This is a genomic window from Hymenobacter terrigena (assembly GCF_054776515.1).
The window spans coordinates 1,680,186-1,693,956 of sequence record NZ_BAAHBU010000001.1 but is presented as its reverse complement, the minus strand read 5'-3'; the positions used below and the strand labels follow the sequence as shown (position 1 = coordinate 1,693,956).

Below are 13,771 nucleotides of genomic sequence, written 5' to 3'. Positions count from 1 at the left end.
CGGTGCGCCTATGGTACTGCCTTCACCGGTGGGAGAGTCGGTCGCCGCCAACCTTTTACAAGGAGAATCCCTCTTGGATGCTTTCGCCAGCAACCAAGAGGGATTTTTGCTTTACGTCGTGCTGAACTATAAATACTGTATTTTTGAATACGAATGTTATTTAAGTTGCAATATTTGTGACTCGCGAGTAGTTGCTGGTTTAATATCATAGGCATTTCCTTCTATACAAATGCAATTGTTGCATCCGTGGTTTTTGTTAGGTTTACTTGCTGTTGCGGTACCTATTATTATACACCTGTTGCAATTGCGGCGGCCACAACGAGTGGTATTCACTAATACTGCAGTCATTAGACAGGTTGAACTAGTGGCAACACGGCACCGGAAGGTGCAACAGCTACTGATTTTACTTGCTCGCGTGGCAGCTTTAGTAGCTTTAGTGTTTGTGTTTTGTCAGCCATTTATTCCGGCTAAGGCAAAAAGAAGTATTGCTGGAATTGATGTGTTGGTGGATAATTCTTTGAGTATGCAGGTAGCTGATGCGACGGATGGTTCGTTATTGGGCAAAGCAATTGGCGAAGCACGGCAACTTGGTGAGAGAGCGGGAGGACAGTTGCGACTGTTAAATGCAGGGCCTGGCTTATTATCCAAAGCCGTTTATAATAATAAATTAGATGAAATCCGTCCGGCGGTGAGAACGGGGCTTATCAATGAACGCATAATTGGTGATGGGCAGGGAAATGGTAATTCGCTGTTTTTATTTTCCGACTTTCAGAAAAATGCGTTTTCGAGTGCGGTGCTCAGCAAACTGCCAAAAAGCCGGGAAATAGTATTGGTGCCTTTAAAGGGGCAATCTGTAGGTAATATTTATGTAGATACAATCTGGACAGATGATGCTTTGTTGCGGGTGCACACCAATGTCGGAATGCATGTGCAGTTGAGAAACGGGGGGACTGTTGCAGTGACTGATTGCCCGGTGAAGGTGTTTTTAGGGAGCCGCCAAGTAGCTGCGTTTCGGGTGACAGTGGGAGCGGGGCAGACGGTGACCTCAGTTGTGCAACTGCAACTGGAGAATGAGAAATTGGCTTTAGGGCGGGTGGTGACCGAAGATGTGCCTGTGACATTCGATAACACCTTCTACTTTACGCTACAGCCGGCGGCCATTATCCACGTTTTGGAGATTGGGCAGGAGCCAGTGGCCCAACAATTATATGCCAATGAGCCGCTGTTCAATTACAGCTTCTCGAAGGTGCAAAATATTGATTATGCGGCAATGCGGCATACTAATATGGTATTGTTGAGTGAGGCGGCTGCGCTGGATGCTGGTTTGAGGGATGGGATACGGGGAATAGTGAAACGTGGCGGCAGCGTAGTAATAGTGCCGACGGCGAATAAAGCAGCCCGCGCATCTTATGAGCAACTGTTTCGGGAATTGGGATTGGGGACGGTGCAATGGGAGGAAATCGGGGCAACGCCAGAGTTACGCGAAGTTGCCATGCCTAGTGCGCAGGAACCGTTTTTTCGGGATGTATTTGGGGCCCAGACACGGGCGGTGACAATGCCACGGGCGGCACCCGTATTGCGCTGGTCGCGGACGGGGACGGATATTTTGCGGCTAAGGGATGGGGAGAGCTATTTAGCAAGTTTTGCGAGTGGCGCTGGACAGGTATATGTATTTTCAGCACCTTTTGCGAAAGAATATTCTGATTTCACGACTCAGTCGCTATATGTGCCGGTGATGTACCGAATGGCTATGCTCAGCTATAAAAATGAGCAATTGCCGGCCTATCGGTTGACGCAGGAAGCAGTGAGCTTGCAACTGCCACCGACGCCTGAAAAAGCGGGTGGACCAGCAGATGCAGCGAATTTGAAGTTGGTGAAGGATAGCCTGACGCTCATCCCGGGGCAGCGGGTGGTGGGGCAGGAAATACGCCTGGAATTGCCGCAAGGCATGAATGAAGCAGGATTTTATCAGGTGCAGCAGCAGGGCAAGGTACTGACTACGTTGGCGTTTAACCAAGATAAGCGCGAATCAGAGCTGGCAGCATATTCGGCGGAGGAGCTGCGGCAGCTTGTGGGGCCGAACCGGCCTAACGTGCGGGTGGTGGAGGATGAGAGCGCCGGGGCAGGCTTGGCGAAATTCCGGGATGAGCAGACGGGCACGCCGCTGTGGCGCTACTTTTTGGCACTGGCGCTACTAGCGCTGCTAGCCGAGGTATTGCTGGTGCGATTTGGCAAGCGGACAGTAGGCACAAAGCAGGCTGCCGTAGCGGCCTAATGGTGTTGTTCTAGGCAGTAAGCCTCGGCGGCGGGGCTGCAGGCCGTATCTTGCCGCTTTAATTTGTTGCGCGATTTATGGCTGATGCTTCTGAAAAACCAAATACGACTGAGCCCGACGAGGCTACGGGGCTAGTGCTCCGGCTGGCGCTACGGTTTGGGGTAGGGGCTGGGCTCGCCTGCGCTTTGTGGATGGCAGGCTTGCAGATGACGGGCAGCAATGGTTTCGGACCGAAGCAATTGCTGGCGCAACTGCTGGTGCCATTGGCCGCTGTGGCGAGCGAATGGATGCTCCGGCGGCAGTTGCGGCCGCACCGGCCCGGGCTGGGCCGTTCGTTGGGTGTAGGTGTTTTAACGGTGCTGATTGCGGCGCTTATTTCGATGAGCAGCCTGATTGGGCTGGCGCACGGGGCCGGTGAATCGGCACTGGCCCGGCACCGGGCAGAGGTACTGGAAATCGTGCGCGCCCAGCAGCGTGAAAACCCCAAAGCGCAACTGAGCGAACAGGTGCAGCAACAGCAGGTGCGCAACGTAGCTAACCTGACTGTGGGCGATATGGCCATCAGCAATTTCACGCAGGTGCTGTTGCTGGGCCTCGTGCTGGCAATTCCGGCCGGAATTTTTCTGCGGGAATAATTATTCCGATTACCTTTCGGTTCACTTTACCCCAAGTTCCAATGGAAACAAATGCTACTCCGGTTACGACCACATCGGTTGCTTTACGCTATGGCCTGCTGACGGGGCTGGTAAGCGTCATTTTCTCATTTATCCTCTTCGTTACCCACACCGACCAGTCGCCGGCGCGGTGGCTGGGATTGGTTATTCTGATTGGGGCCATGGTGATGGCGCACAAGACGTATAAACAGGCCAATAGCGGGTTCATGAATTACTCGGAAGGGCTCGGAATCGGCGCATTTATGAGCGGCGTTTCGGGCGTGATTTCAACGGCATTCAGCGTGCTGTACATGAAATTTATTGACCCGGAATACATGGGCCGGATGGCCGATACGGCCCGTGCCAACATGGAAGCCAAGGGCGGCATGACCGATGAGCAGATTGACCAGGGCGTTGCGATGATGCAAAAGTTCAGCACGACGGGCTGGATGATACTCTTCGGCATCGTGGGCTCGGTGCTGGGCGGGCTGCTGATTGCGCTCATCGTGTCGGCGTTTACGAAACATTCCAAACCTGAATTTGAATAAGTCGAATGCTTCTTTTCCGGTGGAAATCTCCATCGTGATTCCGCTGCTGAACGAAGCAGAATCGTTGCCAGAACTCACGCGCTGGATTGCGCGGGTGTTGGTAGCACGCGGGCTGACCTACGAGGTAATCCTGATTGACGACGGCTCGACAGACGATTCCTGGGCTGTGATTGAGGCACTGGCGGCGGATGATGCCACGTTGCGGGGCATTCGCTTCAACCGCAACTACGGCAAATCGGCGGCGCTGAACGTGGGATTTGAGGCCACGCGCGGGCGGGTGGTGTGCACCATGGATGCCGACCTACAGGACTCGCCGGAGGAACTGCCGGAACTGTACCGCATGATTACGGAGGATAAATTCGACCTGGTGAGCGGCTGGAAACAGAAGCGGTTCGACCCGTTGTCAAAAACGATTCCGACCAAGCTATTTAATGGCGCGACGCGGGCCATGTCGGGCATTCAGCTGCACGACTTTAACTGCGGACTGAAATCGTACGATTCGCGGGTGGTGAAGAGCATTGAGGTATATGGCGAGATGCACCGCTATATCCCGGTAATTGCGAAATGGAACGGCTTTCGCAAGATTGGGGAGAAGGTGGTGCAGCACCAGGAACGCAAATACGGCGTGACGAAATTTGGGCTGGAGCGCTTCATTTTCGGGTTTCTGGATTTGATGAGCATCACGTTTGTGGGGCGGTTCCGACGGGCTCCGATGCACTTTTTTGGGACGCTGGGCACGCTGTCGTTTTTGCTCGGCTTGCTGATTACGCTGTGGCTGACGGGCGAGAAAGTGTGGCTGTCGCTGCATAATCTGAAGGCGCGGCAAGTGACGGAACAGCCATTGTTTTTTCTGGCACTGACGGCGGTAATTGTGGGCGTGCTGTTATTTGTGGCTGGTTTTCTGGGTGAAATGATTCAGTTGAACGGACCGAAGCGCGACGATTATCTGGTGCGGGAAAGACTGAATTAATTAATGTAAATCAGGTCATCCGGAGCGCAGCGAAGGACCTTATTACGTCAGAGCAAGTTGTTCAAACGTAATAAGGTCTTTCGCTGCGCTCCGGATGACACACCGCTTATGAAAGTTGTAATTATTGGGCCGGCGTACCCGTTGCGCGGCGGGCTGGCGACGTATAATGAGCGGCTGGCACGGGCATTTCGGGAGGCCGGCGATGAGGTGCGAATTGTGACATTTTCGCTGCAATACCCGGACTTTTTGTTTCCGGGCCAGACGCAGTTTAGCACCGAAGCGGGGCCAGCAGATTTGGATATTGAAGTCAGCTTGAACTCCGTTAACCCGTTATCGTGGGTGCGGGTGGGACGGAAATTGCGGGCGGAGCGGCCAGATTTGGTTATTTTCCGGTTCTGGCTGCCGTTTATGGGGCCGGCGCTGGGCACGGTGGCGCGGCTGGTGCGTGGCAACGGACACACCCGCGTGGTTGCGATTACCGACAATGTAATTCCGCACGAGAAGCGGCCCGGGGATGGGCCACTGACGCGTTATTTCCTGAGCGCCTGCGATGGATTTGTGACCATGAGCCGTAGCGTGCTGCAGGATTTGCAGAATCTAGGTTTTGGGCGGAAACCGGCGCTATATCGACCGCATCCGTTGTACGATAATTTCGGCCCGTTGAAATCGAAAGCCGATGCTTTGGCGGCGCTGCAACTGCCGGGTACAACGGGTTATCTGTTGTTTTTTGGGTTTATCCGGGCGTATAAAGGCTTGGATATAATGCTGGAGGCTATGTCAGATAAACGCCTGGCAGCACTACCCATTAAATTAATTATTGCCGGTGAATTTTACGAAGGTGCCGCGCCGTATGAGGAATTAATTCGGCGCCATCAATTAGAAGACCGAATTATTCGGGCGACGGATTTTATTCCGAATGAAAAAGTAGTGGACTATTTCTGCGCCGCCGATTTAATTGTGCAGCCCTATAAAAATGCCACGCAAAGCGGGGTGTCGCAAATAGCGTATCACTTTGAGCGGCCTATGCTGGTAACGGACGTGGGCGGGCTGGCCGAATCAATCCCCGATGGCGTGGTAGGCTACGTGGTGCCGCCCACGCCGGCCACCATTGCCGAAGCGGTGGTAGATTTCTATGCGCAGAAGCGGGAAAGTGCTTTTACTGCTGGCGTTCGGGAACAGAAAAAGCAGTTTTCGTGGCCGGTGATGGTGGAGGCGCTGAAAGAAGTGGCGGGATTGAATACCGATTAGGTGAAAAGCGACGGGCTAACTAATTTGCCAAAAAAATTAGTTAGCACCGCCTATGAGTACTGCAACTGCATTGAGTTTTGAAGATTTTATCGCTGCCCTGCCAGCTGAGCGGAAGGGGCCGGCGCGGCAGGTGTGGGAAATGGTGCGCGCCGCCGTGCCGGCCGGCTACACCGAGCACGTGGGCCGGAAGTATCTGGAGTTTCGGGCGGGCAAGGAAATGTGCCTGGCCCTGGCCAATCAGAAAAGCTACCTCAGCCTGCACCTGATACCCGTGTACCTGATGCCCGGCCTGCGCGAGCGGCTGCTGGCCGCTGCGCCCGAGCTGAAAATGGGCAAGGGCTGCCTCAATTTCAAACGCATCGACGGGTTGCCGCTAGCGGCGCTGGCCGATGTCATTGCCGCCACGCCGATGGCCGATTTCCTGGCGCAGATGCAGGCGGTGCGCAGTGCATCGCGCGCGAAAAGCTGAGCGACTGACTACAGCGGCACGCTTTCGCGTACGGCTTGCAACACTTTGGCGGCCGGCAGGTCTTCCATACAGCTGGTGCCCAGGCGGCAGGTGCCGCGGTAGAAGCACACGCACTCGCGGTTGGGTTGCACGAGCTGGCCGCGGCCGTAGAGGTCAAATTCGTGCGGGTTGAAGATGTTGTTCATCAAGATGGTAGGCTTGCGCAGGGCGATACTGATGTGCATGCCCATCGTCACCTGCGTCACAATGCCGTTCATCTGGTTCATGAGGTTGATAAACTGGGGGAGGGGGAAGGTGCCGAGGTAGGCGGCGCCGGTGGCGGCGTGCAGCTCACGGTTGCGGGCATCTTCGGCCTCGCCGCCCAGCAGCACGGGCGTGTAGCCGACGGCTTGCAGGCCGGTTATCAACTCAATCCACTTGGCGGTGCTCCAGAGGCGGGTAGTCCAGCGGTCGCCGCAGCCGGTGTTCAGGCCGATGCGGGGAGTTGTGGCGGGCAGGGCGCTCCAATCATAGCCTTTATCGTCGTGGGTGTCGAAGACGTATTCTTCGCCCCGGAAATCGAAGCCGCAGAGCTCGAAGATTTCCTGCACGTAGGGCTTGGTGTTGGCTTGGCTCACCTGGTCGAAGATGCCGGTGAGGTACTTGTGCGCGGCCAGTTCGTTTACGGGCCAGGCCACACCGTCGTGCGGGCGCAGGGCGTAGCCAAATTTCTCTTTGGCCTGAACGGTGTTGAGTAGGGCGCAGGCCTCTTTTTCCTTGTCGAGGTTGATGACCACGTCGAACTCGCGGGCCTGTAGCTGCAGGGCGCTGGCAAAGTCAAACTTCAGAATTTCCTCAATCTCACCCTGGGGCAGAATGGCGGGCGTGAGCGTGAGCCAGGTGATGGCGCAGCCAGGCCGCTCCTGGCGCAGGCGGCGCAACAGCGGCGTGGTCCGGATGACGTCGCCAATGGCCCCGAGTTTGATGATGAGGATGCGCTGGCTGACGGGCGAGTACACCGGGCAGCCGTCGCACACGTAGCCGTGGGTTTTGTTGGGGCGGCAGGGCAGGTCGCCGCGAAAGTGGCGGCAGTCGGCATAAACAACAGTATCGGAGAGCTGGGGCACGGGGCGGGGAGCGGGCAAATGAGGCGGTAAAAGTAACAGGTGACGTTGGCCTATGGTCACAAAAAAAGCTGCCGCTGCCCAGTGGGCAGCGGCAGCTTGGTTATGCAAAAATGAAGCTTGCGCTAGTATTTTACATTAAACGTACCATTGGTCACCGTTTTGGTGGCACCAGCGGAATTTTTGCCCGTGAAGGTAAACGTGCCGGCGATGTTGGAAGCGCCAGCGGTAGTAGAAGCACTGTAGGTGCTTACTACAATGCTGCCCGAAGTGGAATCGTAGATGTCGCTGGAGTTGCCGCTGGCCAGATAAGAGGCCGTTTCGTTGGAAGTAGCCGACAGGGTATAGGTGCCCGTGGCCTTGGGCAAAGTCAATAGAACACCTTTATTGGCCGTGCTAGTGCCGCTGACCCCCGAAACAACAACTTGGTTGCCAAGAACGGTGGCCCCGGCAGTTGTCGCCGTGACGGCACCACCATCAACGGTGTAAGTTACGCCGGTGGTAGCAGCGGGAGTGGGGGTAGCATCATCTTTTTTCGATGAGCAGGCAGCCAGGGAAGCAAACGCCAGCACGGTAGCAACGGCGCGAAACGAACGTAATTGAAAGGACATTAAAGAAAGAAAAAAAAGATAAAAAGCCAGGCACTCACCTTGGCAATATGCAAGCAAATATAGATGAATAAAAAATGAATACGAGACAAATAAGAAAAAATAATGCCGTCCCCATCCGGCTAAGATACAATTTCTGGCAATAAAAATCTGGCAATATTTTTTGCCAGATTTTTATTGCCAGAACATACTGGCAAACTATTTTTTGTGGTGACTTTTGCCAAATTTCCTCCACGGTTGCCACCGAAGGCAATGCCTTGAACTCTACTCTGCCGCTAATGGCCCGTCGATTCTCTCACCAAACTGGTCCCAAGGCTCACCAAACGGCCGGCCAGCTGCTGCGCGCCCACTACGGCCTGACGCAGGAATGGCTAGCCCACTACCTGCAAGTGCCGCGCTCCACCCTTTCAATGGACGAGCTGGACCGCGCCAGCCTGCCCGCGGCCAGCACCCTGCGCCTCGTGCCCCTGATGCTGGGTGTGCCTGCACCCGAAGGCCCGGCCCCCGAACCGGCGGCCACGCCCACGGTGGCGGGGCAGGCCGCCACGCGGGATTTGTTGGCCGCGCGCCAGCGCGAGTGCCAGTACCAGGCCTTGCGGTTGGGCCAGCAGCAGGAGCAGTTGCGGGTGCGGCTGCGTCAGGTGCGCCTCCGGCTACAAACCCTGCCGGCCCTGCTGGCTTCGCTGGCCCCCGCGCCGGCCGACGAACGGCAGCGCCGTGTGCTGGGCTACTGGGCGTCCGATGCGCCCGAGCAACTGCGCGACGACGAAGCCGCCCTGGCCGTGCTGGACCTGCGCCAGCGCGTGCTGGCCTTCGAACTGGCCGAGTTGGAGACACTGCTGCGCGGGCCGGCGGAAACACCACCGGCCTGACCCAACGCTCGGGAAACAGTTGGCGCTAGCAAGGCAGGCAATTGCGGTGGAGATGCAAGCTCAGCCCACCCATTTCCTATTCCACCACCAGCCGGCCGGCGGCCGCGCCGCAGCGCACCACGTAGAGGCCGGGAGTAAGACCGACGAGGTCGAGCGGAGCGGAAGGGGCGTAGGCGGGGATGGCGTAGGTGCGCACGCTACGGCCGAGAGCGTCGCGCAAGGTGGCGGTGGTGGCTTGGGCAGCGGCGGGCAGGTGCAGCGTGGTGGCGGTGCGGGCGGGGTTGGGGAAGCAGGCCAAGGCAGTGGTGCTGGTAGCGGCGCGGGTGGCCAAGACGGTGGCATTGGCTAACTTGCCCACCACGGCGTCGCCGCCGGGTGGGCCGTTGGGCGTGTAGCTGCCCATCAACTGGCTAGCCCCCAGGGTAAGGCCTCCGCTGAAGCCCCCCGTGAGGTATAGCGCACCACTGCTATCCAGGGCAATGCCGACGGGTGTGAGGCCGAAGTATTGGGTAGGCGCGGGCACGGTGGCCACGTAGCGCAACTGGGCGCCGGTGCTGAGGCCGGCAATGAAATACAGCAGCCGCTGGTTGCTAGCCGCGAGCAGTTGGCCACCGACGGTGGTTTGCACCGCGCCGTTGATAGCGGCCATACCGCCCAAGGCCAGCGCGTTGCCGGCCGCATCTACCGCCACAGTGCCAAAAGCAGCTACGCCTGGCCCGGAGGGCGTGAATTGCTGCGCCGTGCCCCACTGCCCGGCGGGCGAAAGTTGGCCCAGAAAGCCCGAATACGTGTTGGCTGCGGGCGGCCCCGCCGCGCCCAGCGTAAGCGGCCCTATTATGGTACCGGCGGTGCCGCGGCCCGTGACCCACAGCGCTCCGGTGGCGGTGTAGGCCACGCCAATGGTTTGGCTGTAATCGGTGGTGCCACCCACGGCCCACTGCCACTGGTTGGTGGGGCTAAGCTGCGCCACTACATAGGTTTCATCAAAGGAAGCTGGCGTGGCAACGCTGTATGCCCCGAAGGTGAGCGTGCCGCCCCCACGGCTGCTGGAAATGGCCACCTGCCCGGCTGGTCCTACTGCCATATTCAGGCCCGAAATAACTCCCGCTGTGCCGGCGGCCCCGGCAGCGCCCAGCCATTGACCGGAGGGACTCACGCGCGCCACAAATACGGCTTCGCCATTCGGCGAAGTACCGGGCGGCAGGGCGGTTGCCCCAATGCTGGGGCTGCCGTGGTAAGTGCCTGCCACCACCGCACCGCCTGTACTTGGGTCGAGGGCCACGGTGGGCAGCGTGGAAATGCCGTCGGCCGTGAGCAGCCACTGGCACACTCCGGCACTGCTGAACCGCGCCACGAAAACGGCCTGGCCCGCGCTGCCGAGCGCGCGCGACAGGCTGCCAGTCTGCACGCCGGTGCCTTCTACGTAGCCGGTGGCGTACACGTCGCCGGCGGCGGTGGCCGCTACGCTCGTCACCGATGCCCGCGCCCGGCCACCACTGCCAGCGCCCTGCGACGTGATTGCTGCCGCCCACGCCCACTGCCCGGCGGGCGTGGCCTGGGCCACGAAGCCGCCCCGGCCCGGTCCCAGCGTGCCGGCTCCCGGCAGGGTGCGGGTTGCCACGGCCGTACCGTTATTGTCTTCGCCAAAACTGCCGCCCACGTACACCCGCCCGGCGGCATCTGTAGCCACGGCGTTGCCATTGGCCATAGTGCCATCGGTGGGGGTAGGGTTCTGGGTTTGCAGGCCCCACTGCCAGGCAGCGGTTTGGGCGTGGGCTGGGCTCGCCAGCAGGGCAGCGGCCAACCAGAAGGCATTGGGGAAGAGCTTGTAGAAAGGGCGCATAGGGAAAGGAATGGAATTGTATAGAATCAAAAACACAAGCCATAACCGGGGCTACCCACGCTATTCGACTACGAGCCGGGCCGATGCCGCGCCGCAGCGCACCACGTAGAGGCCGGGGGCGAGGCCGGCGAGGTCGAGCGTAGCGGTGGTGGCGTGGGCGGGCAGGGGGAAGGTGCGCACGGGGCGGCCTAACGAATTAAGGATTGTGATGCTACGCGATGAGTGGTCTGCCTCTAGCGTAAAATTAACGGCGGAATGCGCGGGGTTAGGGATTAATGCAAGGACGGCAATGGCGGCCGGCTTAGCGGCCAGAGCCAATCCACCCAGCCGGGCTACATAGCCGGAGCCATTAGGATGCGAAAAGGTGAGCGACCCAAACGTGGCCGCTGTGCCATTGAAGCGTCCCCCCGCAACAGCCTCGCCGTTGCCAGTGAGGGCCAGACTGGTACAGGCATCGTTATAAGTAAGGCTGTTGCCACTTGCCTGGATGGCTTGGGTCCAGTTGTAGTTGTTGTTCAGGCTAGCCACAAAGATGTCGGTAGTGGCACCGCTGGCATCATTATTCACCAGTGAAAAAGGGCCAAACCCGGCGGCAGGTCCACGAAAACTACCCGCTACGAAGACGTTTCCGCTGCCATCGACTTCAAGGGCGGAGGGACCGTCGGAACCAGGGCCTCCGGCCTGGGCAGCACGGGCCCAAAGCCCGGCATTTGTGTACTGAGCCACAAAAATATCGGCCGTTCCACTGGTCGCCCCGGCATTTGTTAAGCGGTTACTACCGAAACTTAAACTGGGACTACGGAAAGACCCAGCGATGGTAACATTGCCAGCGATGTCGGCATGAATAGCCGCGCCCACTTCACTAGCCGTGCCCCCGAAGCCTATAGACTGCCCCCAGATTCCAGCAGCAGTCAGCCGAGCAATGAAAGCATCGGAGGTTGCCCCGGTAGGGTCGGTATTTGTTAGCACAGTAGCGCCAAAGCTGATGTTAGGGCTAGAAAAAGCTCCTGTTATCCAAGCATCTCCGTTGTTGGCAAGGCTCAGGCCGTACACAAGGTCACCGCTTGCATTGCCCGTTTTTGCCACATGCGTCCAATTGCCCGTGGCCGACAACCGCGCCACAAACAATCCTGGACCGCTGGTGAGCAATGAGGCACCAAATTGAGCTGACGGCGCTCCAACGGTCCCAATAACCGTCGCATTGCCAACGGCATCTACGGCTATTTTACTGGGTAAGTCGCTGCCAACTCCACCTGCCTGCACCGCTTGTATCCAAGTACCCGCTGGACTTAATCGTGCCACAAACAAGTCGTCGGTGGTGCCGCTGCTATTGGCATTGGCCAAGGTAATGGCACCAAACGTAACAGTTGGGCCGCGAAAAGGACCCGTAATAATTGCGTTGCCGCCACCATCCACGGCCAAGCTGTAGACGAGGTCAATGCCAGGGCCGCCTGCCCGGGTGGCCTGTATCCAGGTGCCCGTGCTGCTAAGCTTTGCAATAAATATATCTGAATCGCCGCTGCCCGAACTGGTTAGTGTCAGGTTGCCGAGGGTAATAGTCCCGCTGAATTGCCCTGCCACGATAATGTTACCCGAGGCATCAATTGCAGTACCGTTAACTAGGAAGCTGCCTGTACTGGTTAGGCTTTGCGTAGCCACCCATTGCCAGTTTTGTGCCCATGAAGCACTCGTAACCATTAACAATAGGAATAGGATGGTGGCTTGGTAGAATTTGTTAAGCATATTTTTTGAAGTGGAGTAGAAATCAGTGTGAATGTAGTTTGATTACCGCCCCACGTAGCTGTGGGGCGTGATGCTGCGCAGCTCCGCTTTCACGTCCTCGCTCACGGCCAGCCCATCAATAAAATCGCCGATGCTGGCGGCCGAAATGGCCTCGCCGGTGCGGGTGAGGGCTTTGAGGGCGTTATAGGGGTCGGGGTAAGCCTCTCTTCTTAATATGGTCTGGATGCCTTCGGCCACCACGGCCCAGTTGGCTTCGAGGTCGCGGTGTAGTGCCGATTCATCCAAGGCCAGCTTGCCCAGGCCGCGCTGCAAGGCCCCCAGCGCAATCAGGATGTGGCCCAGCGGCACGCCCAGGTTGCGCAGCACCGTGGAGTCGGTGAGGTCGCGCTGGAGGCGGGAGATGGGCAGCTTGGCGGCAAAGTGCTCCAGCAGGGCATTGGCCACACCGAAGTTGCCCTCGGCATTCTCGAAATCGATGGGGTTTACCTTGTGCGGCATGGCCGACGAGCCCACCTCACCGGCCTTGATGGTCTGCTTGAAGTAGCCGAGCGAGATGTACTGCCACACGTCGCGGGCCAAGTCGAGCAGAATGGTATTGAGGCGCTTGAGGGCGTCGCAGTGCGCGGCCAGGTGGTCGTAGTGCTCTATCTGGGTGGTGGGGAAGGAGCGGGAGAGACCCAGCCGGTCGTTCACGAAGGTGGCGGCGAAGGCGTGCCAGTCGGTGCCGGGGTAGGCTACATAGTGCGCGTTGAAGTTGCCGGTGGCCCCGCCAAACTTTGCCCCAAACGGCACCTGGGCCAGCAGCGCCACCTGCGCATCGAGCCGGGCCACAAATACCTCAATTTCCTTGCCCAGCCGCGTGGGCGAGGCGGGCTGGCCGTGCGTGCGGGCCAGCATGGGCACGGCCTGCCACTCTTGGGCGCGGGCGGCCAGGGCATTGCGCACCTGGGCGTAGGCCGGCAGCAGCACGCCCATCAGCGCATCGCGGAAGCTGAGCGGGATGGCTGTGTTGTTGATGTCCTGCGACGTGAGGCCGAAGTGAATGAATTCAATAAAATCGCCTAGGCCGAGCGTGGTGAACTCCTCGCGGAGCCAGTATTCCACGGCTTTTACGTCATGGTTGGTTACGGCCTCGTGGGCCTTGATGGCTTCGGCGTTGGCTTCGGTGAAGTTCTCGTAGAGGTCGCGCAACGGTGCGAAAGCCTCCGCCGGCACGCCCGCGAGCTGGGGCAGCGGGAGCTCGGCCAAGGCGATGAAATACTCGACTTCGACCAGCACGCGGTAGCGTATCAGGGCCATTTCGGAGAAGCGCGTGGCCAGGGGGGCGGTGGCACGGGCGTAGCGCCCATCGAGGGGCGAGAGGGCGAGGAGGGGGCTGGGCATGGGACAAAAGTACGGGCCGAACGAGCGGGTTAGAACGAGCGGGCTCGAACGAAAAA

At 58.6% G+C, this 13,771-nt stretch carries 13 protein-coding genes; 8 read left to right on the top strand and 5 right to left on the bottom strand.

Features of this window, described 5'->3' with window-relative positions; translation table 11 throughout:
* The 7 genes from ACYU7Q_RS07040 to ACYU7Q_RS07010 all read left to right on the top strand — a co-directional run.
* Positions 1-211 (top strand): hypothetical protein (locus ACYU7Q_RS07040; RefSeq protein WP_460608721.1); only part of this gene is annotated, 211 nt, incomplete at its 5' end.
* Between the two features lie 18 nt (positions 212-229).
* Positions 230-2,275, top strand: a complete 2,046-nt coding sequence (locus ACYU7Q_RS07035) for a BatA domain-containing protein (RefSeq protein ID WP_460608720.1) — start codon at positions 230-232, stop codon at positions 2,273-2,275.
* A gap of 77 nt (positions 2,276-2,352) precedes the next feature.
* Positions 2,353-2,910 carry a DUF4199 domain-containing protein gene (locus ACYU7Q_RS07030; RefSeq protein ID WP_460608719.1) on the top strand — a complete coding sequence of 186 codons (558 nt, stop codon included), beginning with the start codon at positions 2,353-2,355 and terminating at the stop codon, positions 2,908-2,910.
* 41 nt (positions 2,911-2,951) lie between these two features.
* Positions 2,952-3,476, top strand: a complete 525-nt coding sequence (locus ACYU7Q_RS07025) for a DUF4199 domain-containing protein (RefSeq protein WP_460608718.1) — start codon at positions 2,952-2,954, stop codon at positions 3,474-3,476.
* A 19-nt stretch (positions 3,477-3,495) separates the two neighbouring features.
* Complete coding sequence (locus ACYU7Q_RS07020; protein WP_460608717.1) at positions 3,496-4,446, top strand: glycosyltransferase family 2 protein; 951 nt, start codon at positions 3,496-3,498, stop codon at positions 4,444-4,446.
* 57 nt (positions 4,447-4,503) lie between these two features.
* Positions 4,504-5,694, top strand: coding sequence for a glycosyltransferase (locus ACYU7Q_RS07015; protein WP_460608716.1), 1,191 nt, complete (start codon positions 4,504-4,506; stop codon positions 5,692-5,694).
* 52 nt (positions 5,695-5,746) lie between these two features.
* The gene (locus ACYU7Q_RS07010) at positions 5,747-6,163 is read left to right on the top strand and encodes a DUF1801 domain-containing protein (RefSeq protein ID WP_460608715.1); all 417 of its coding nucleotides are present in this window, start codon (positions 5,747-5,749) and stop codon (positions 6,161-6,163) included.
* A gap of 8 nt (positions 6,164-6,171) precedes the next feature.
* Here the strand turns inward: ACYU7Q_RS07010 and ACYU7Q_RS07005 are convergent, their stop codons facing one another.
* On the bottom strand, positions 6,172-7,287 hold the full coding sequence (locus tag ACYU7Q_RS07005; RefSeq protein WP_460608714.1) for a glycosyltransferase family 9 protein: 1,116 nt from the start codon (positions 7,285-7,287) through the stop codon (positions 6,172-6,174).
* Between the two features lie 104 nt (positions 7,288-7,391).
* A complete protein-coding gene (locus tag ACYU7Q_RS07000; protein WP_460608713.1) occupies positions 7,392-7,877 on the bottom strand; it encodes a DUF6252 domain-containing protein in 486 nt (161 codons plus the stop codon).
* Between the two features lie 275 nt (positions 7,878-8,152).
* Between ACYU7Q_RS07000 and ACYU7Q_RS06995 the strand changes: the two genes are divergently transcribed.
* The gene (locus ACYU7Q_RS06995) at positions 8,153-8,746 is read left to right on the top strand and encodes a hypothetical protein (RefSeq protein WP_460608712.1); all 594 of its coding nucleotides are present in this window, start codon (positions 8,153-8,155) and stop codon (positions 8,744-8,746) included.
* Positions 8,747-8,822: 76 nt separating this feature from the next.
* Here the strand turns inward: ACYU7Q_RS06995 and ACYU7Q_RS06990 are convergent, their stop codons facing one another.
* The 3 genes from ACYU7Q_RS06990 to purB are packed head-to-tail and all read right to left on the bottom strand — an operon-like array spanning position 8,823 to position 13,715.
* Entirely contained in the window at positions 8,823-10,589 is a 1,767-nt protein-coding gene (locus ACYU7Q_RS06990; RefSeq protein WP_460608711.1) for a T9SS type A sorting domain-containing protein, read from the bottom strand.
* A gap of 60 nt (positions 10,590-10,649) precedes the next feature.
* Positions 10,650-12,332: a T9SS type A sorting domain-containing protein gene (locus ACYU7Q_RS06985; protein WP_460608710.1), complete on the bottom strand. Its 1,683-nt coding sequence runs from the start codon at positions 12,330-12,332 to the stop codon at positions 10,650-10,652.
* A gap of 42 nt (positions 12,333-12,374) precedes the next feature.
* Positions 12,375-13,715, bottom strand: coding sequence for an adenylosuccinate lyase (gene purB, locus ACYU7Q_RS06980; protein ID WP_460608709.1), 1,341 nt, complete (start codon positions 13,713-13,715; stop codon positions 12,375-12,377).
* Between the last annotated feature and the right edge of the window lie 56 nt (positions 13,716-13,771).